Here is an 18,662-nt window from a genome sequence, read left to right on the forward strand (position 1 = left end):
TTGAGGTGCGAGGCCGCCCGCGGCCGAGCCTCGAAACCACCGGGCCTGCAAGACGGGCTGTAGTGGGCACAGTCCGGTGCACCCGTGCCGCAGGTTTCGAGGCTCGGCGCCGGGGCGCCTCACACCTCAACCAGCGGCAGACCCACCGGGGCCGACAGGCGGGCTGTGCCGGGGACAGTCCGGTGCACCGCGGTGCGCAGCGGCGTGACCGTCAGCGTCGGCGCAGGCCAGCGAGGGCGGGGCGCACGTCGGCGAGGTAGACGAGCGCGGCGACGAGCAGGGCGAGGTTGACCAGCGTCAGCGGGACGGGGACCACGTGCAGCAGGACGCCGACGCCGAGGATCGCGCACCAGGTCGTCTTGTTGAGCTTGTCGGCCGCGTGGTACGCCTCGTTGGAGTAGAGCAGCGCACTGACGAGCGCGAAGACCTTCACGACGAGGACGACGAAGGCGACGATCACGAAGACCCAGCCCTCGATCGCCCAGCCGAGCTCGAGGCCCTCGGGCAGCCGGGGAAGAAAGACGTCCTGCATGGTGACTCGATCCTACGGGGTGGCGGGGCGTCGTACCGCCCCGAGAACGACCACGACCCCGGGGAGTCCCCGGGGTCGTGATGCTGTGCGGTGCTCGCTCAGCTGGCGGGCGTGGCCTCGGTGGCCGGAGCCGACGCGGCGGGCGTCTTCTTGGCCGGAGCCTTCTTCGCGGGCGCCTTCTTCGCGGCAGCCTTCCTGGCCGGCGCCTTCTTCGCGGCAGCCTTCTTGGCCGGCGCCTTCTTGGCGGCAGCCTTCTTCGCCGGAGCGGCCTCGGCCTTCTCGGCGGGCGCCTTGACGGCCGGGGCCTTCTTGGCCGGGGCGGCCGGCTTCGGGGCCTCGCCGGAGCGCAGCTTCACGACGACGCCCTCACCGCGCTTGGCGAGGTCGGCGTACAGCGCGGTCGCGACGGCGACGTTCTCGTCGTAGGCGCCCTTGACGGTGCTCTGCACCTTGGCCGGGAGGGCCTTGGCGTCGGCCTGCAGCTCGGCGATCTTCGCCTCGGCCTTGCCCTGGAGGGACTTCGGCTGCGGCAGCTCGAACGCCTTCACGGAGCTCTGCACGCCGGCGACGCGGGTGGTGACGTCCTTCTGGACCTCGGCGACGCGGGCGGTGACCTTGGCCTGGACCTCGGCGACGTAGGCGACGACCTTCTCCACGGCGAGGTCGGTCGCACCGACGCCGGCGTAGATCGGCTTCGCGGCAGCCGGGGGGAGCTCCGGCAGGTCGATCGCCTTCAGGTCGATCGAGGGGACGTCGATCTTCGGGAGGTCGAGCTTGGGGAGGTCAAGCTTGGGCATTGAGTTCATCCTTCGTTGGTGGTGGTGCTGTCGGGATCGTTCTCGGTCGGGATCGGAGCGCTGTCGGCGTCGTCGGCGTCCGGCTCGTCCTCGGACTCCGCCGCCTCGGCGGCGTTGAGGGCGAGGAACGAGGCGTAGACGTCGAGGAGCGACTGCTTCTGCCGCTCGGTCAGGCCGGTGTCGCCGAGGATGGCGAGCTCGACCGAGCCACCGACGCCGTCGTCCGGGCTGAGGATCCCTGCCCGGATGTAGAGCTGCTCCGCAGAGATCCGGAGGGCCTTCGCGATCTGCTGGAGGACCTCGGCGGACGGCTTGCGGAGGCCGCGCTCGATCTGGCTGAGATACGGGTTGGAAACACCTGCCTGGTCGGCGAGCTGCCTCAACGAGAGGCGGGCCGACACCCGCTGCTCCTTGAGGTAGTCACCGAGCGACCCGACGGTCTTCCCGACCTTTCCCTTGGCCATGCGACCCATGGTGCTAGCAAGAGTTAGCACTTTGCAAGCACGCGACCCGTGAACTCCTTCACACGAGGTGCGCGGTGCTCGACGCGGTCCGGTGCAAGGTCCCGACTATCAGTCTTCAAATGGGATCAACTCACTCGACTCTGTACGATCACGTCCGTGTCGAGTCCCTCCGTCCCCCAGCACTGCCCGACCCCGCGGGAGCTCGACGACCTGGAGCTGCTGACCTCCGGCGCAGCCGGCCCCATCGTCGGCTTCAACGAGCCGGGCAGCCCGATCACCCTCGACCTGCCCGAGGACCTCGAGACCCACCTCGACGAGGGCCACCCGGTCGAGCTCGTCGACCCCGAGGGCCTTCCCCTCGCCCGCGTCTCCCGGACCCTGCGCGGCCTGAGCGTCGAGCCGCTGACCCACGCGCAGTTCGGCGCGTTCCGCTCCCTGTACCTCCCCCCGGAGGAGGCCCGTGAGCGGTACGCCGGACGCACCGTCGTCCCGGTGACCGACCTCGTCACCGACACCCAGCTCGAGCAGCTGCGCGGGCTCGGCCCGGTCCTGCTCGCCGCCCTCGTCGGCGTCGGGACGCCGGCGGTCAGCCCGGTCGGCCTGCTCCGGGCCACCGTGCGGGTCGCAGCGATGCTCGACGCAGCGGTCGTCGCGATCCCGCTGACCGACCACGGGTCCGACGCCGACGCCTCGCTGCGGCAGTCGGTGCTGTCCTGGTACGCCGGCGCCGACGACGTCGTCGAGCTCGAGCCCGGCGGCCGGACGCTGCCGGAGCTGGCCGACATCGAGGCGCAGGAGCGTCCCGCACCCGCCGACCAGGGCCTCGTGCTCTTCTTCACCGGCCTGTCCGGCAGCGGCAAGTCGACCCTCGCCCGCGCGCTGATGGACCGCGTGCTCGAGCAGGGCACCCGGACCATCACCAGCCTCGACGGTGACGTCGTGCGCCGGAACCTCTCCGCGGGCCTGACCTTCTCGAAGGCCGACCGCGAGACCAACATCCGCCGGATCGGCTGGGTGGCCGCGGAGATCGCCCGGCACCGAGGGGTCGCGATCTGCAGCCCGATCGCGCCGTTCGACGAGACCCGGCAGCAGGTGCGGGCGATGGTCGAGCAGGCGGGCGGGCGGTTCTTCCTCGTCCACGTCGCCACGCCGCTGGAGGAGTGCGAGCGCCGCGACCGCAAGGGCCTGTACGCCAAGGCCCGCCGTGGCGAGATCCCCGAGTTCACCGGCATCTCCTCCCCCTACGAGGAGCCCGAGGACGCCGACGTCCGGGTCGACACGACCGGCCGCTCCATCGACGACGCGCTCGACGACGTGCTCGCCGCCCTCGCGTCCGAGGGGATCATGGACCTGCGTGGGCCGCGGGCCACGCCGGAGCCGCCCGCGGAGCGCAACCGGGCCTCCCGGACGGTCACCCAGAGCAGCAGCTCCCCCGCCCGCCCGGGCGGAACCGGCGGCCCGCTGCGCGTGCTCTTCGTGTGCACCGCCAACATCTGCCGCTCGCCGTACATGGAGCTGCGGGCGCGGGCGATGACCCAGGGGCGTTCCGGCGTCGAGTTCTCCAGCGCGGGGACCCACGGGTTCCGCTCTCACCACGTCGACGCGACCATGGCGGTCGTGCTCGCCGACCGCGGCATCGACGCCGACGTCGCCGAGACCTTCGCCAGCCGCCGCCTCACCCGCGAGATGATCAACGACGCCGACCTCGTGCTCACCGCCGAGGCCTCGCACCGCGCGTTCGTCCTCGAGGAGGTGCCGGGCGCCTTCCGCAAGGTCTTCACCCTGGGGCAGTTCGCGGAGACCATCGAGCGCGTCGACCCGTCGCTGACGGGCGCCGCGCTCGTCACCGCCGCCGGGCACCGCCGGGCCGGTGCCGTCGACGCGCACGACGTGCGCGACCCCTACCGACGTGGCCGGGCGGCCGCGGAGGCATCCGCCGACCAGATCGACGCCCTGCTCGCGGCCGTGCTGCCGCGACTGGCCACTCCCGAGACAGGCACGCCATGACCGAGTGGATCACCCTCACCGCGCTCTCGATCGCAGCCGCGGGCTTCTTCGTCGGCATCGTGGTCGGCCTGACCGGCATGGGCGGTGGCGCCCTGATGACGCCTGCGCTGATCTTCCTCGGCGTCGGCCACACCTCGGCGATCGTCACCGCGGACCTCACGGCTGCCGCGATCTACAAGACAGGGGGCGCGATCACGCACGCCCGGGAGGGCTCCCCCAACCTGCGCCTGGCCGGGTGGTTGATCGCGGGATCGGTCCCCATGGCGTTCGTCGGCCCCTACCTGGTCGACGCGCTGACCGACGACCCCGCCGACCTCGAGAAGACGCTCAAGCTCTGCATCGGCATCGCGCTGCTGTTCGCCGCGTCGACGTACGCACTGCGCCTCTACATCAACCTCGGCCGCGTCCGCAGCGGAGCGGTCATGCCGGACGACAACCCGCCGATCCGGCCGGTCCCGACCCTGCTCGTCGGCATGCTCGGCGGCCTGCTCGTCGGCATCACCAGCGTCGGTTCGGGCTCGGTCATCATGATCGCGCTGCTGATGCTCTACCCCGGCCTGTCGGCCGTCCGCCTCGTCGGCACGGACCTGGTCCAGGCGGTACCGCTCGTGCTGAGCGCGGCGATCGCGAACATCGCCATCCACGGCCTCGACTGGGAACTGCTGATCCCGCTCGTGATCGGCTCCGTGCCGGGCACCCTCATCGGCTCCCGGATCGCGCCGCGCGTGCCGCAGTCGGTCATCCGTCGCGGCATCGTGATCGTGCTGACGATGTCGGGGGTGGCCCTGCTCTTCAAGGCGGGCCTGCACCCGTTCGGCGAAGGGCACGAGACCCTGGAGGCGATCCTGGTCGCCCTCATCGGCGTCGCGATGCTGCTGCTGGTCCCGCTGGTGTGGGGCGTGCTCCGCAAGCGGCACGGGCTGCCGATGTTCGGGGCACCGACGGTCAGCGAGATCGAGTCCCTCGGGGCGGGCCGGAGCGGTCACCGGGCGCCGACGACGGGCGACCGGGACGCCGGGACCTCCTAGGCGCGCACGCGGGCCCGCTGCTCGAGCCGGAAGGGCTCGTCGCTGGCCGCGGCCCGCCCGAGCGCCAGGGTCAGGGCCGTGGCGCCGGCGACCCACAGGGCGCCGAGGGTGAGCAGTGTCTCCATGGATCCACGGTAGGCAGCGGGTCCGAGGCAACCAACCATCACAATGGTTCAAATCCCTGGGACGTTCGTCCCGGGGCGCAGGTGCGCCCTCGGCGCAGTCGGACGAGGCGGGTGGTCTAGTCCCGGCCGTAGATGTCGCGGGTGTAGACCTTCGCCGCGACGTCCGCCAGGGCCTCGGTGCGCCGGTTGGCGATGATGACGTCGGAGCGCTTCTTGAACTCTCCGAGGTCGCGGACCACCTCGGAGTTGAAGAAGGCGTCCCCCTCCAGCTCCGGCTCGTAGACGATGACCTCGACGCCCTTGGCCTTGATCCGCTTCATCACGCCCTGCACCGAGGACATCCGGAAGTTGTCCGAGCCCTGCTTCATGGTGAGCCGGTAGACGCCGACCACCCGAGGGCGGCGGGCGAGGATGTCGGCGGCGATGAAGTCCTTGCGCGTGGTGTTGGCGTCCACGATCGCGCTGATCAGGTTCTGCGGGACGTGGCGGTAGTTGGCCTGGAGCTGCTTGGTGTCCTTGGGCAGGCAGTAGCCGCCGTACCCGAAGGACGGGTTGTTGTAGTGCGCACCGATGCGCGGGTCGAGCCCGACGCCCTCGATGATCTGCCTGGAGTCGAGGCCGTGGATCGAGGCGTAGGTGTCGAGCTCGTTGAAGTAGGCCACGCGAAGGGCGAGGTAGGTGTTGGAGAAGAGCTTGATCGCCTCGGCCTCGGTGGCGCCGGTGAAGAGCACCGGGACGTCGTCGTCGAGGGCACCGTGGAGCATCAGCTTCGCGAACTGGTGGCCGGCCTCGCTGTCGGAGCCCACCACGATCCGTGACGGGTGCAGGTTGTCGTGCAGCGCCCGGCCCTCGCGCAGGAACTCCGGGCTGAAGATGATCGACGCGCCGAGGTGGCGCTCGCACAGCCGGGAGGTGAAGCCGACCGGCACGGTCGACTTGATGATGATCGTCGCCGCCGGGTTCGCCGCGATCGCGTCGGCCGCGACCGCCTCGACCGTGGAGGTGTCGAAGTAGTTGGTGACCGGGTCGTAGTCGGTCGGCGTCGCGATCACCACGAAGGAGGCGTCGCGATAGGCCTCCTTTTTGTCGAGGGTCGCGGTGAGCGACAGCTCGCGCTCGGCGAGGTACTCCTGCAGCTCGGGGTCGATGATCGGCGACTCGCGCCGGTTGACCATCGCGACCCGCTCGGCGTCGACGTCGAGCGCCCAGACGTCGTGGTGCTGGGCGAGGATGACGGCGTTGGACATGCCGACGTAGCCGGTGCCGACGACGGTGATCTTCACGGCGTCACCACCGGGCAGGGGCGCTGGGAGGTCCTCACACCGGGCTCAACGTCGCGGCCGCCGTCACGTCACGTCAGGTCCCCACGCAGGTCACTCCCATACCGACGCGATCGGCAGTCCCCACAGCCGTGGTCCGTAGCGGTGCCCCGCCGTCGCGGTGTTGAGGACGACGCCGCCCCGGAAGCGGGCGCCGGCGCGGCGCGCCAGGGCCTCGAGCCGGGCGAACTGGTGCGGCCGCAGGCTGCCGGCCGTGAGCACCTCGAGGGCGTAGAGGGTGTTGTCGGGCAGCTCGACCACGATGGCGACCTCGAGGCCGTTGCGCTCCCGCAGGTGGCTGACCCGGTGCTCGACGACGCTGGTGGTCTGCTGGCGCAGCAGCTCGGCAGCCACCATGCCCCGCAGCAGCGGCGCCAGCTGGCGGCGCCGGGAGAAGGCGAGGAGGTCTGTCGGCCCCAGCCCGGCGAGGTGGCGGGCCAGGGCCGGGTCCTCGAACGCCACCTGCGGACGTCCGATCGCCCGACGCGCGGCTGGGGACCGGCACCCGGGGATCAGGCGCACGACGCCGAGCGCGACCAGCACGTCGACGTACGGCCCGACGGTGGTGGGCGGGATCCCGGCCTCCGCGCCGATCCGCGCCTTGTTCAGCTCCGCCGCCGGGGGCCGGGCCAGGGCCGTGAGCACGGCGCGCACCCTCTCAGGGTCGGTACGACGCACCGCCCGGGCCTGCCGCGCGATCCGCCGCAGCTCGTCGTCGGTGACCTCCCGCGCCAGCGCGCCGACGTACTCCGGCACCTCCCAGGTGGTGCGGACCTCCGCGGGCACGGTGGCCCGCGAGCCCAGTCGGGCGACGAAGTCAGCGGCCACGCCCGCACTCTAGGACGACTTCCGCACGAAACTCGTCGATTTGTCTATCGGCCCCGTGGCGATGCCGGGGTGACAGGCCGTGCATGGCACCATGCAGAGCATGTCCCAGACCCACAGCGACTACCGGCTCAGCCAGCTGGACCAGCTGGAAGCCGAGTCGATCCACATCTTCCGGGAGGTGGCCGCCGAGTTCGAGAAGCCCGTGCTGATGTTCTCGGGCGGCAAGGACTCCATCGTCATGATGCGCCTGGCCGAGAAGGCGTTCTACCCGGCACGCATCCCGTTCCCGGTCCTCCAGGTCGACACCGGCTACGACTTCCCCGAGGTCCTCCAGACCCGCGACAACTGGGTCAACCGCCTCGGCGTGAAGCTCATCGTCGCCAGCGTCGAGCAGGCGATCGCCGACGGCATCGTCGTCGACGACGGCAAGACCTCGCGCAACCGCCTCCAGATCGGCACCCTGCTCAACGCCATCGAGGAGAACGGCTTCACCGCCGCCTTCGGTGGCGGTCGCCGCGACGAGGAGAAGGCACGCGCCAAGGAGCGCGTCTACTCCCACCGCGACGAGTTCGGCCAGTGGGACCCGAAGAACCAGCGTCCCGAGCTCTGGAACCTCTACAACGGCCGCCTGCACGAGGGCGAGCACATGCGGATCTTCCCGATCTCGAACTGGACCGAGCTGGACATCTGGGACTACATCGGCCGCGAGGGCATCGAGATCCCCAGCATCTACTTCTCCCACCAGCGCCGCGTCTTCCAGCGCGACGGGATGCTGCTCACCGAGAGCGAGCACAACCCGCTGCGCGACGGCGAGGTCGCTGAGGAGCGGACGGTGCGCTTTCGCACGGTCGGCGACCTGACCCTCACCGGTTGCGTGGAGAGCACCGCCAGCACCATCCAGGAGATCATCGAGGAGGTCGCCGTGGCCCGCGTGACCGAGCGCGGCGCCACCCGTGGTGACGACCGGTTCTCGGAAGCAGCCATGGAGGACCGCAAGAAGGAGGGCTACTTCTGATGGCCGGAACCAACATGGATCTCCTGCGCTTCGCGACGGCAGGCTCGGTCGACGACGGCAAGTCCACCCTCATCGGACGGCTGCTGCTCGACTCGAAGTCGATCTTCGAGGACCAGCTCGAGGCGGTCGAGGCGACCAGCGAGGCGAAGGGGTACGACTACACCGACCTCGCGCTGCTGACCGACGGCCTGCGCTCCGAGCGCGAGCAGGGCATCACGATCGACGTGGCGTACCGTTACTTCGCGACCCCGAACCGCAAGTTCATCATCGCCGACACCCCCGGGCACGTGCAGTACACCCGGAACATGGTCACCGGCGCCTCCACCGCCGACCTCGGCCTGGTGCTCGTCGACGCCCGCCAGGGCCTCACCGAGCAGTCCCGCCGGCACGCGGTGATCCTGTCGCTGCTCCGCGTCCCGCACCTGGTGCTGGCCGTGAACAAGATGGACCTCGTCGACTACTCGCAGGAGGTCTACGACCGGATCTACGCCGAGTTCACGCAGTTCGCGACGAAGCTCAACGTCCCCGACCTCGAGGTCATCCCGATCTCGGCGCTCAAGGGCGACAACGTGGTGACCCGCTCCGAGCACATGTCGTGGTACTCCGGTCCCACGCTCATGCACCACCTCGAGCACGTCCACGTGGCCTCGGACCGCGACCTGATCGACGCGCGGTTCCCGGTGCAGTACGTCATCCGGCCGAAGTCGGACGAGTTCCACGACTACCGCGGCTACGCGGGCCAGGTCGCGGGCGGGGTCCTCAAGCCGGGCGACGAGGTCGTCGTCCTGCCCTCGGGCATGACGTCGAAGATCTCGCGGATCGACCTTTTCGACAAGGAGATCTCCGAGGCGTTCCCTCCGATGAGCGTGACGATCCACCTCGAGGACGACGTCGACGTCTCCCGCGGCGACACCATCGCGCGCGTCAAGAACGCCCCGACGCCGACGCAGGACATCGACGCGATGATCTGCTGGATGACCACCACCCCGCTGCAGCCGCGGCAGAAGCTGGCCATCAAGCACACCACCCGCACGGGCCGCGCCCTGGTGAAGGACATCCAATACCGCCTGGACGTCAACACCCTGCACCGCGACCAGGAGACCCGCGAGCTCGGCGTCAACGAGATCGGCCGCGTCACGCTGCGCACCACGGTGCCGCTGCTGGCCGACCCGTACTCGAAGAACCGCACCACCGGCTCGTTCATCCTGATCGACGAGGCGACCGGCGTCACTGTCGGTGCCGGCATGATCAACGGCTGACCCAGGCCAGCCAGGCAGCCTGCAGCCAACCGGACGGCGTCCACCCGATGGGGGTGGGCGCCGTTCGTCTTTCCTGGCGCCGCGAGCCCAGAACGCCGAAAGTACGGCGATGTGGCCCCCTCTTTCGTATGTGAGGAAGGCCACGGACGTGGCCCGAAGTTCTCCTGCGCGGCCGTTCCCTGCCGATTAGCGTTTTCGATGCACGCGATCTCGAAGGGCTTCGTGGGGAGGCACAGCGCGTGCGCATTCGGGTAGGGAACAAGCTTGTCGTCATTCACGCGCGACCAATTGCAGGTCGGAGCGCCGACACCACGCGCGCGGCGTCTTGTGGTGCTCCCAGCGAGCCTGCTGGTGCTCGACATCGCGGTGCTCGGAGCGACCGGCGTGCTCGCCCTCATCGGGCGTGAGCAGCTCGAGGTCTTCGACTCGTCCAGCGGCGTCCGCAGGCACCTGCCCCTCGTCGGGGCCCAGATCATCGCCGCCTGGATCGGCATCATCGCCCTGCTCGGCGGCTACCGCCGCGACCTCCTCGGCGCCGGCCCTGACGAGTTCAAGCGGGTCTTCAACGCCAGCATGATCACCGCGAGCGCTACGGGCGTGACCTGCTACCTGGCGAAGTACGACCTCTCCCGCGGCTTCTTCCTGCTCGCGTTCATCATCGGCCCGGTCCTGCTGCTGTGCGGCCGCCTCCTGGCCCGCCAGTCGCTCAAGCGCGCGCGGCGCCGTGGCCACCTCCAGCGTCGCGTCCTCCTCGCCGGCACCGTCGACCGCGTGGACGAGCTCAGCGGCGTGCTGAGCCGCGAGAACTGGCTCGGCTACAGCGTCGTCGGCGCCGTCACCGACATCCAGCCCAGCGACGGTGAGACCCCCGGCGGCGTGCCCGTCCTCGGCAGCACCGCCGACCTCGTCGAGATCGCCGCCGAGACAGGCGTCGAGCTCACCGTCCTCACCGGCGGCGTCGCCCCCTCCAGCCAGCACATGAAGGAGCTGGTCTGGTCGCTCGAGCAGCACAAGACCAATGTGGTCATCGCCCCGGCACTTGCTGACATCTCGGAGGAACGACTGCAGGTCCGCCCCGTCGGCGGCGTCCCCCTCATCCACGTCGACCACCCGCGCTGGGAGCGCGCGATCCGCTGGCGCAAGCGCGCCTTCGACGTCGCCGGCTCCGCGTCGCTGATCGCGCTCCTCTCCCCCGTCTTCCTGTTCGCCGCGCTCCGGATCAAGCTCCACGACGGCGGTCCGGTCCTCTACCGCCACTCCCGCATCGGTCGCGACGGCCAGCCCTTCGACTGCCTCAAGTTCCGCACGATGGTCGTCGACGCCGACGCCAAGGTGGACGCGCTGCGCCAGCAGGTGGGCCAGAACGCGCTGCTGTTCAAGGTGAAGGACGACCCGCGCATCACGAAGCCGGGCAAGTGGCTGCGCCGCTATTCGATCGACGAGCTGCCCCAGTTCTTCAACGTCCTGCGCGGCGACATGAGCCTGGTCGGCCCCCGCCCCCAGGTGCAGCGCGAGGTCGACGAGTACCAGGGCGGCATGTCCCGCCGCCTCCTCGTCCGCCCCGGCATCACCGGCCTCTGGCAGGTCTCGGGCCGCAGCAACCTCAGCGCCGAGGAAGCCATGCGCCTCGACCTCTACTACGTCGACAACTGGTCGATGCTCCAGGACGTCTCGATCCTCGCTCGGACCGTGAGGGCCGTGGTCGGCTCCGACGGCGCGTACTAGCAGCGAGGCCCTTCACCGGACAGGATCTGTCCCACTGACGTCGCTGAATCGTCGCTAATAAAGCGTTCAGCAGCGACAGATACAGTCCGCGTCTCTGCGACCCGTGGCGGCCGGCACAATGCTGTCACCATTGCAGGTTCTCGGGACGGCGCAGACACAACGACTGGCTGAGAACCCATCCCGCAATCACCGCCCTGCTCGTACCTACACCGCAAGGTCCAGCCTGGCCGGGGCGCAGCACAGCAGTGACGAACAGCAGCGCCCAACTTGTTCACCCGAGGAGCCGGCTCCGCGAACCAGGCGAGCCGGGGCAGGGGCCGCGTGCAGTTCGGTGCGCCGCGGCGCAGGAGTGACAAGGTCGCGATTGCTGTGGCCTGTTGTCCGTCCTGGAGTCAAGCTCTCAGCGATCTGGCCAGCGAAGATCCGGGGTGCCGGGCCAAACTCGTCAAGCCGTTTCGGGGCGTTGCTTGAGAAGTTCCAGCACCCGGCTGGTCGAGACTCCGTCAGACATCGGTACGAAGCGCTCGGCGTGGTGCCGTCGCCGAGCGAAGTACGCATCGCGACCGGAGAACATCTCAGACAACTCGTCGGACACCTGGCCCCAAGAATCGCAGATGGGTCCGGCAACGACGTCGTAGTACTCGTAGTAGAAGTCACCGCGCCCTTCCGTATGCAGGTACTTCTCGAGGTCCGGAGCGAAGTACACGATCGGCCGCCCCGTCACGAGGAAGTCGATAGCAACGCTGGAGTAATCAGTGACGAGGAAGTCGCAAGAAGCCAGTTCTTCCTGCAAGTCGAAGTTCCAGGAGCTGTCGTCAACGATCTCGATGTTCTTCAACCCCTGGACCGCCCCGGAATCAGCACCGTGGTAATGGTGCAACTTGACTCGCAGGGAGGCGTTGAGGCTGGTCAGCTCATCGTCAAGCCTCTCGATTCCGTCGAAGAGGTCTTCGAGGGAACCCGCACCCTCGCCGCGATGTGTCGGCAGGTAGAGACCGTGCCTCCGAGAGCCGGATCCGTGGCTGATGCCTACCGTCAGCCGATCATGGCGCGGCAATCCGGTCATGTGGACCATTCGCTCGGGGACACCGAACGCGGAGGCCATGCGTCGACGCTCCTCGAGCGAGCAAGAAAGTACTTCATGCTGCAGGTCTGATCGGACATAGGGAGCCAGTATCTGGACGAGGCGCGGCCGAGCCTTGAAGTTTGCGTCGTCCCGCATGATCCGCTTCATGGTGGGAACGCCGTGCCAGGTGTTGAGGACCCGCCGACAGGGAGCGAAGCGGTTGACATCCCGCAAGCTGGTGCACACAACGACACACTCGGATCTCGCAACCAGCCAGTAGGCCTTCACAGATGTAGACAGGTACGCCTCGGCGCCGGCGGCACGCAAACCCCTCAGCACCTCGCGGTTTCTCGTGATCCAGACGGCACGAAGGTCGCTGTCACTGCGCGCCGCCTCGAAAACGGAACGAGGGCTGTCGCTATAACGTTCGCCGAACCAGGCACCGAAGACGACCAGACCTCTTTGAGCCGGAAGCGCGCGGGCGAGCCAGTAGAGCGGAAAGTTCAGTAATGCTGCTCCCAGCAGCCCGATTCTACGCATTGCTGAGCTCCCTGAGCCGCGTCATCAAGCACCAAAGCCGTATCACCAGTACCACCAGTTCCGTGATCAAGACAGCGAACGCAACATGCAGAGCAGTCAAGGAGTCCGCAACCCACAACCCAAGAATCGCGACCACGTGCACTGCAAGACCGAACACCGCGGAGCCATTGGCGATCGAGAGCTTGTCGACGGCGCCGAGCCCCGGGTATCCGATCAGCATTGATGGCGTGGCCACGACGAACGTCACCATGAAGACCATCAAGACCGAGAAGGACGAGCGGTACTCGGGTCCATAGACCAGTTCCAGGAGTACAGGCCCCACCAGCCAGACCGCCAACGCGCCTACGAGCGTGAGCGCCGAGACACTGACAATTATCCGGCGAAGAAGCCGAAGATCTCGCGTCCTCAACATGTAGGGATAGAGCGCCTGCACCAGCGGGTTCACGAGGACCTGGCCGCCCCGGTACAGCTGCTCGGCCGAAGCAAACTTTGCGACCTGTGGAGCGCCAGCGAGGAAACCTAGGTAGATGGTCGGCCCCGTGGTGTAGCCCATCACGGCCGCCCGCGATGCGAAGTAAGGCACGGAAGTCCGCATGTGGCGCAGCACTTCGGAGATGGAAGTGCGGTGGTACCAGACTCCCTCACGACGCATGATGAGGTGCGCAACGACTGCGCCTAGGATCAGCGACACCAAGTTGGCGAGTCCGACGAGGAACAAGCTGCCGGTGGACGTCACTACCAGAACAGCGACGCCGACGAAAACCAATCGAGACGCCAACGTGTACGCAGCCACCGAGCCCATTCGCTCGAGCCCGTGAAAGAGCCACGTGGGTAGCAGACTTTGCGCTACTACCGACAACAGGTAGGTCGAGACGAATGGCAGCTGTCCACCTGCGCTGTCGGTCACGGCTACCAACGCGATAGTGGCACCCACGTACGAGCAAGCCAGCACCAACTTGCCCGTCGCGATCGAGAACCACAGCCGACCCAAACTCGCACGGTCCTGGCGCAAGACGGCCGCAGCCTTGACGCCAGACAGCATGAAGCCGAACTCGGCGATGATGTGCCCCGCGGCGACCAGGCCCGTCGCGAAGAAGTAGAGACCTACCTCGGCCTTCGGGAGTTCCCTGGCGAGCAGAGGAATGAGCAGCAGCGGAAGCAGGACGTTGGTCACCTGCATCGTGACTAGGGCCGCCGTATTCAGTGTGAGGGTCCGCTTGTCAGTCATTGGACGGGATCCTCTTTCCCGATCGCGCCGACGGCCCCAGTCGAGCCCGCGGTCCTCTGCGTCCGAGGACGCTCGCGCGCACCCTCAGTACTCCTCGACCTTCTCAGGCATGCCGTGCAAGCCACCGTCAAGGCAGCCATCAGCACAGTCATAGCAGCGAAGTTGAGGACGTAGTAGGCGAAGCCGCCGCGAACCGCGAAGGTGTAAACACCCAGCGCAATAAAGAGACGCGCAGAATCGGTCAGCACTGACTTGTTGCCGAGACCCTCAAGTCTCCTCAGCACCACGCCCACGGCGAGGATCGAGAGCAAGCCAAGGATGCTCCCGAAGGTCAGGCGAAGCTCCGCGATGGCGCCAACTGTGACAGGGGGTGCGAATCCTGAGGACCGCGGACTGATGCCAATGAGATTCGTGGATACCTCTCGCTCCAGTGTGTATCCGCTACCACCATCGAGACCGGCATACTTTCGAGTCAGGTGGTCGAAGTCGTTCGCCATCATGGGGCGGTGTCCTGCATCCGCCCAGTCGAGAACTGTCTTCGCCGGCTCTGCCGCAATGACGGTCAGCCGGTCCTGCAGCAAGGTCAACCCTGATCGGGGTTCCGCGGCATAGGTTGCGTACAGACCTGCTACGGCGACGAAGTTCAGGAAGAGGATCGCCGCGACCCACCAGTAGCGACGTCCGAGGCCGACCATCGTGATCCGACGAGCGCCGACCGCGACCAATCCGAAGATGAGGACGACCGCCACGTATGCCAGGCGGCCCTTGAACCCAGACAGCAGGGCCGGAACCACCAGGAACGTCGTGGCGAGGATCCACGTCCAGTCGGTGAGCAGGCGGACTCCCCGCACGTGGCCGTTCACCGTGGCAAGCATCCACGCGAAGATCGAGCCGAAGAGATACATCCGGCCCGGGAGGCCGAACAGCCCGGAGTTGGCGAAGTCGAAGCGCGCACGTTCGATCTGGTTACTGAGCAGCGGGATCCCGCCGACTGCGAAGTGATAGGTCGTCAGTGCCCCCGCGATCAGCACCACCAGGAGGACAGCGGACTTCGGGAGCGGCGCAGCCGGGCTGGAGTTTTCCGACCTCCCACGAGGCCCAGCGAGCGAGTAACCGAGGACGAGCAGCACCAGTGCCATCAGGTAATAAGGCAGGTGGTTTGCACTGCTCGGTCTCGTGGAGAGGTCGGCGAGACCCCAGCCGACAAACCCTAGCTGTGGCACCGCGAGTGGCACCAGACCAACCGGGACCCGGATGAGCCATACGACGCCAGCGGCGAGCAGGGCCGCTACGAGAACCACACTCATGGGCGGACGCCTGACGCGGATCCGCTCGCCAGGCCCGACAGGATGGCCCATGCTGGCCGTCCCTTTGCGCGGGCGGCCAGGACCGCCGCCGCGCATATGCGTGTGGCAAGGAGGCAAGGCAGGAACCACCGCAGCTCAGCGTGCGCACGGTAGAGGAGAACCCTGCTCCGGGTCGCGTGGTGCAACCCCACCGATGTCTTCGCGGACAACCCAGATCGCGCTCCTGCTGCGCCGCTGCCGCCGTGAGCGACTCTGATGTCATCCGTGAACCCAACGCTGATCATGAGACGCCGGGCACGAAGGACGAGATCCAGCTCCTCGCAGTACAGGAAGTACCTCTCGTCGAACCCACCGAGCCTCTGCCACGCAGACCGATCGATGATGAGGAAATGACCGCCTGGGTAGATGAAGCCCCCACGGACTCGGTCAGGGGTTCCAACAACGTGCTTCGCTCGACCTGTAGCCGGGCGCAAACGGGTCGCCACGACCGTCTTTCCGTCCTCAATCGTTTCCACGCCGACCACACCGCGGAGCTGAATGACTGAATCGACCAAGTCGCGGGTCGCAGGACCTTGCAGCTCGACGTCTGGGTTCGCAACGACGACGGTGGCGAAGTCCAGGTGCTCAACCTGTTGGTACGCGAAATTGTTGCCGGATCCATAGCCGAGATTGCCTGGCGCCGGCACGACGCTCACGTGTCCGAAACGCATGACATGCCGGTGCGCGGCCGCAGCGAGGCTGCGCAGCTCCTCGGCGTTTTCAGAGTTGTCGACGATCGAGACTGCGACCCGTTGGTCCGCCGGCAGGGTGGCGAGGAGGCGATCCACGGCTTCGTGGCTGTTGTAGTTGACGACGAGCACTGCGACGGAGAAACGACCACGCCCCGGGCCGACGGCGCTAGTCGAGGTCATCGCTGCACCCAGCTCGCAATCTCTTCCCGGAACCGCTCTGTGGAGAAGCGACCCGCTCCCTCGCGTGCATACGTCATGTCGACGTCGATGGCTCGTCGTGCTGCAGACAGGAGCGCGACCTCATCGTCAGGTTCAGCTGCGAAGCCTCCACGTAGAACGGACACGGATTCAGCGGCGCCGCCTTCTGCGTTGACCACCACCGGTGTTCCAAGCGCCATGGCCTCAACGGGCATGATTCCGAAATCTTCGACGGGCATGAATGCGAACAGCGCCGCTCGCTGATAGAGGGCGTACAGCAATTCGTCTGAAACCCTGCCGACGAAGTGAACGGGGACATCTGCGGCCGTCGCCAACGACTCCAGGTGTGGACGGTGCGGACCGTCGCCTGCGATGACGACGGGGAGGTCCAGTTGCTGACCAACGCGGATCGCCATGTCCAGGCGCTTGTAGTCCACCAGGCGGGAGGCACCGAGCACGAAGTGCTGCGGAAGCTGTTCCAGCACGCGAGTTTCGGGTCCGCGGACGCGGTCGCTCCAGCTACCCACACTTTGGAGAAGGGTCACGTCGACGGGGGGATAGACCACCGCGGCAGACACTCCCCAAGACCGCTCGATCCTCCCCGCGATGTACTTGCTGTTCGCGAGGTACTGAACCCGTTCGTCGGTCGCACGTCGGTCCGACCGCCTCAATGGAACAGAGCCCAGCCGTGCCATCAGCCCCCGGCCGCGCTGTTCGACCTCAGGCGCCCACACATACCTTGCGGGTGTGTGGACGTAGGAGTACGCACGCCGTCCCTCGCGCGCTGCTCGAGCAGCCAGCTGGTGGCTGAAGGCGTGGGACGACGTCAGCACGACCTCGTAGGAGGACAGCTCCACTTCGGACCAAGCCCATGGCATGAACGGCAGAGCCAAGGCCTTGTTTCGACGCAGTGCCGTCTTCGCGAGACGGGACTCGGCAACCGGGCGACCGATTCGCGTGGGTGCGTCGTTCCAAAGACACAGTGCGTCGGCTTCCGGGAACGTAGCCAGCAGCTCCTCGAAGACCTGCTCCGAACCCCCCGTAGGCGCCACCCATTCGTGAGCCACGAGCATGGCTTGAGGCGTCACGCCTTCTCCTCATGGGGCGCGTAGCCGTAGCCATAGCCGTAGCCATAGCCATAGGACTTGCCCTTGACCGGGACCTTGTTGAGCACGAGGCCGGCGACCGGGGCGTCCACCTGCTCGAGGCGGTCGATCGAGAGGCGGACCTGGTCGCGGGTGACGCGGGCGTGGCTGAGCACGACGATCGCGCCGTCGGACTTGGCGGCGAGGAGCGCCGAGTCGGTGACGGGGAGCAGGGGCGGGGCGTCGAGGATGACGACGTCGTAGTCCGCACGGGCCTGGGCGAGGAAGTCGTCCATCGCTCGCGACTGGATGAGCTCGGCCGGGTTGGGCGGCACGGAGCCGGCGGCGACGAACTCGAGGCCGGACTCCTCGTGCTGCTGGGTGACGTCGGCGAGGTCGGCCTTGCCGACCAGGACGGTCGTGACGCCCACGGCCTCGTCGAGGCCGAGGCGCTTGGCGGCCATCGGGCGGCGCAGGTCGGCCTCGACCAGCAGGGTGCGGGCGCCGCCCTGGGCCAGGCTGATGGCGAGGTTCAGCGCGGTGGACGTCTTGCCCTCGCCCGGCACGGCCGAGGTGACGACGAAGACCTTGTGCTCGCTGTCGACGTCGACGAACTGCAGGTTCGTGCGCAGCACGCGGAAGGACTCCGCGCGCGGCGAGTGCGACGGGAGCTGGGTCAGCAGCGGCGTCTTCTCCGTGGCGGAGTCGAAGACGATCGTGCCCAGCGTGGGCGCGTCGGTGATCTCCGCGACGTCCTCCGACGACTTGATCCGGGTGTCGAGCAGCTCGCGCAGGACGGCGAGGCCGAGGCCGACGAGCAGGCCGAGCACCACACCGAGGCCCACGTTGCGCTTGGGCTGCGGGGAGACGGCGGAGTCGGAGTACGACGCGTTGTCGACGATGGTCGCCTTGATCGGGGCGTTCGTGGCGCCGGCCTGGGTCTCCAGCTCCCGCACGAGGTCGCTGAGCTGCTCGGCGTACGACTGCGCGATCAGCTGGGCGCGGCTGGCGTCGGTGTCGGTGACGGTGATCTCGAGGTTGACGGTGTCGAGGACCGCACGGGCCTCCACCTTCTCCGCCATCTCCTCGGGCTTGGCGTCGATCTCTGTGTCGGTGATGACGCGCTTGGCGAGCTCACGGCTGGTGATGAGGTCGGCGTAGGACTTCACGCGCTGCGCGGAGAACTGGCTCCCCTGCAGCAGCTGCGCCTGGTCGATCTGCGACGTCGTCACGAAGAGACGCGCGGTCGACGCGTACTGCGGCGTCTGCAGTGCCGTCACCCCGGCCGCCGCGGCTGCGGCGAGCACGACGACGACCAGGATCGAGATCCATCGTCGCCGGACGATCCGGATGTAGTCATGCAGCTCCACAGCTGCTCCTCCCCCTTGTTGCTCCCTCGAACACGCGG

At 68.0% G+C, this 18,662-nt stretch carries 17 protein-coding genes; 5 read left to right on the forward strand and 12 right to left on the reverse strand.

Translation table 11 applies throughout. The features are described 5' to 3' along the window. Positions 1 to 211 precede the first annotated feature (211 nt). From L615_RS17175 to L615_RS17185, 3 genes are all read right to left on the reverse strand, one after another. Positions 212 to 532 (reverse strand): DUF2516 family protein, encoded by a 321-nt coding sequence (locus L615_RS17175; protein WP_051485494.1) that lies wholly within the window; start codon positions 530 to 532, stop codon positions 212 to 214. Between the two features lie 98 nt (positions 533 to 630). Continuing rightward, a complete protein-coding gene (locus L615_RS23470) occupies positions 631 to 1,329 on the reverse strand; it encodes a hypothetical protein (RefSeq protein WP_186449908.1) in 699 nt (232 codons plus the stop codon). A 5-nt stretch (positions 1,330 to 1,334) separates the two neighbouring features. Beyond that, the gene (locus L615_RS17185; RefSeq protein WP_145725848.1) at positions 1,335 to 1,793 is read right to left on the reverse strand and encodes a helix-turn-helix domain-containing protein; all 459 of its coding nucleotides are present in this window, start codon (positions 1,791 to 1,793) and stop codon (positions 1,335 to 1,337) included. A 156-nt stretch (positions 1,794 to 1,949) separates the two neighbouring features. Between L615_RS17185 and cysC the strand changes: the two genes are divergently transcribed. After that, on the forward strand, positions 1,950 to 3,800 hold the full coding sequence (cysC, locus tag L615_RS17190) for an adenylyl-sulfate kinase (RefSeq protein WP_145725849.1): 1,851 nt from the start codon (positions 1,950 to 1,952) through the stop codon (positions 3,798 to 3,800). After that, the gene (locus L615_RS17195; RefSeq protein ID WP_145725850.1) at positions 3,797 to 4,828 is read left to right on the forward strand and encodes a sulfite exporter TauE/SafE family protein; all 1,032 of its coding nucleotides are present in this window, start codon (positions 3,797 to 3,799) and stop codon (positions 4,826 to 4,828) included. The genes cysC and L615_RS17195 overlap by 4 nt, the downstream gene beginning before the upstream one ends. Here L615_RS17195 and L615_RS24395 read toward each other — a convergent pair. The 3 genes from L615_RS24395 to L615_RS17205 form a co-directional block, all read right to left on the reverse strand. Then, a complete protein-coding gene (locus tag L615_RS24395; RefSeq protein ID WP_261376750.1) occupies positions 4,825 to 4,953 on the reverse strand; it encodes a hypothetical protein in 129 nt (42 codons plus the stop codon). The genes L615_RS17195 and L615_RS24395 overlap by 4 nt on opposite strands. A gap of 116 nt (positions 4,954 to 5,069) precedes the next feature. Then, positions 5,070 to 6,236 carry a nucleotide sugar dehydrogenase gene (locus tag L615_RS17200; protein WP_145725851.1) on the reverse strand — a complete coding sequence of 389 codons (1,167 nt, stop codon included), beginning with the start codon at positions 6,234 to 6,236 and terminating at the stop codon, positions 5,070 to 5,072. A gap of 90 nt (positions 6,237 to 6,326) precedes the next feature. Next, positions 6,327 to 7,100 (reverse strand): DUF4143 domain-containing protein, encoded by a 774-nt coding sequence (locus L615_RS17205; protein WP_145725852.1) that lies wholly within the window; start codon positions 7,098 to 7,100, stop codon positions 6,327 to 6,329. 100 nt (positions 7,101 to 7,200) lie between these two features. On the opposite strand from L615_RS17205, the gene cysD reads away from it, so the two are divergent. The 3 genes from cysD (at position 7,201) to L615_RS17220 (ending at position 11,099) form a co-directional block, all read left to right on the forward strand. Continuing rightward, positions 7,201 to 8,115 (forward strand): sulfate adenylyltransferase subunit CysD, encoded by a 915-nt coding sequence (gene cysD / locus L615_RS17210; RefSeq protein ID WP_145725853.1) that lies wholly within the window; start codon positions 7,201 to 7,203, stop codon positions 8,113 to 8,115. Further along, positions 8,115 to 9,374 (forward strand): sulfate adenylyltransferase subunit 1, encoded by a 1,260-nt coding sequence (locus tag L615_RS17215; RefSeq protein WP_261376751.1) that lies wholly within the window; start codon positions 8,115 to 8,117, stop codon positions 9,372 to 9,374. Before cysD ends, L615_RS17215 begins: the two co-directional genes overlap by 1 nt. Positions 9,375 to 9,704: 330 nt before the next feature. Next, a complete protein-coding gene (locus L615_RS17220) occupies positions 9,705 to 11,099 on the forward strand; it encodes a sugar transferase (RefSeq protein WP_186449909.1) in 1,395 nt (464 codons plus the stop codon). Between the two features lie 445 nt (positions 11,100 to 11,544). Here L615_RS17220 and L615_RS17225 read toward each other — a convergent pair whose 3' ends face one another. The 6 genes from L615_RS17225 to L615_RS17250 are packed head-to-tail and all read right to left on the reverse strand — an operon-like array spanning position 11,545 to position 18,624. Then, the gene (locus tag L615_RS17225) at positions 11,545 to 12,705 is read right to left on the reverse strand and encodes a CDP-glycerol glycerophosphotransferase family protein (protein WP_145725855.1); all 1,161 of its coding nucleotides are present in this window, start codon (positions 12,703 to 12,705) and stop codon (positions 11,545 to 11,547) included. Next, positions 12,698 to 13,933, reverse strand: a complete 1,236-nt coding sequence (locus L615_RS17230; RefSeq protein ID WP_145725856.1) for an oligosaccharide flippase family protein — start codon at positions 13,931 to 13,933, stop codon at positions 12,698 to 12,700. The genes L615_RS17225 and L615_RS17230 overlap by 8 nt, the downstream gene beginning before the upstream one ends. Next, positions 13,930 to 15,240, reverse strand: coding sequence for a hypothetical protein (locus L615_RS17235; RefSeq protein WP_145725857.1), 1,311 nt, complete (start codon positions 15,238 to 15,240; stop codon positions 13,930 to 13,932). Before L615_RS17235 ends, L615_RS17230 begins: the two co-directional genes overlap by 4 nt. Then, complete coding sequence (locus L615_RS17240; protein WP_186449910.1) at positions 15,237 to 16,100, reverse strand: glycosyltransferase; 864 nt, start codon at positions 16,098 to 16,100, stop codon at positions 15,237 to 15,239. Before L615_RS17240 ends, L615_RS17235 begins: the two co-directional genes overlap by 4 nt. A 47-nt stretch (positions 16,101 to 16,147) precedes the next feature. Beyond that, on the reverse strand, positions 16,148 to 17,257 hold the full coding sequence (locus tag L615_RS17245; RefSeq protein ID WP_145725859.1) for a glycosyltransferase: 1,110 nt from the start codon (positions 17,255 to 17,257) through the stop codon (positions 16,148 to 16,150). Beyond that, positions 17,254 to 18,624, reverse strand: coding sequence for a polysaccharide biosynthesis tyrosine autokinase (locus L615_RS17250; protein WP_145725860.1), 1,371 nt, complete (start codon positions 18,622 to 18,624; stop codon positions 17,254 to 17,256). The genes L615_RS17245 and L615_RS17250 overlap by 4 nt, the downstream gene beginning before the upstream one ends. Positions 18,625 to 18,662: the final 38 nt, after the last annotated feature.

Source organism: Nocardioides sp. J9 (assembly GCF_007829375.1).
GTDB lineage: Bacteria > Actinomycetota > Actinomycetes > Propionibacteriales > Nocardioidaceae > Nocardioides.

Bases quoted from the DNA above. Each gene is read 5' to 3' on its own strand.
- L615_RS23470 (WP_186449908.1), bottom strand. From the start codon at position 1,329: ATGCCCAAGCTTGACCTCCCCAAGCTCGACCTCCCGAAGATCGACGTC.
- L615_RS17225 (WP_145725855.1), bottom strand. From the start codon at position 12,705: ATGCGTAGAATCGGGCTGCTGGGAGCAGCATTACTGAACTTTCCGCTC.
- L615_RS17235 (WP_145725857.1), bottom strand. From the start codon at position 15,240: ATGAGTGTGGTTCTCGTAGCGGCCCTGCTCGCCGCTGGCGTCGTATGG.
- L615_RS24395 (WP_261376750.1), bottom strand. From the start codon at position 4,953: ATGGAGACACTGCTCACCCTCGGCGCCCTGTGGGTCGCCGGCGCCACG.
- L615_RS17230 (WP_145725856.1), bottom strand. From the start codon at position 13,933: ATGACTGACAAGCGGACCCTCACACTGAATACGGCGGCCCTAGTCACG.
- L615_RS17185 (WP_145725848.1), bottom strand. From the start codon at position 1,793: ATGGCCAAGGGAAAGGTCGGGAAGACCGTCGGGTCGCTCGGTGACTAC.
- cysD (WP_145725853.1), top strand. From the start codon at position 7,201: ATGTCCCAGACCCACAGCGACTACCGGCTCAGCCAGCTGGACCAGCTG.
- L615_RS17215 (WP_261376751.1), top strand. From the start codon at position 8,115: ATGGCCGGAACCAACATGGATCTCCTGCGCTTCGCGACGGCAGGCTCG.
- L615_RS17175 (WP_051485494.1), bottom strand. From the start codon at position 532: ATGCAGGACGTCTTTCTTCCCCGGCTGCCCGAGGGCCTCGAGCTCGGC.
- L615_RS17195 (WP_145725850.1), top strand. From the start codon at position 3,797: ATGACCGAGTGGATCACCCTCACCGCGCTCTCGATCGCAGCCGCGGGC.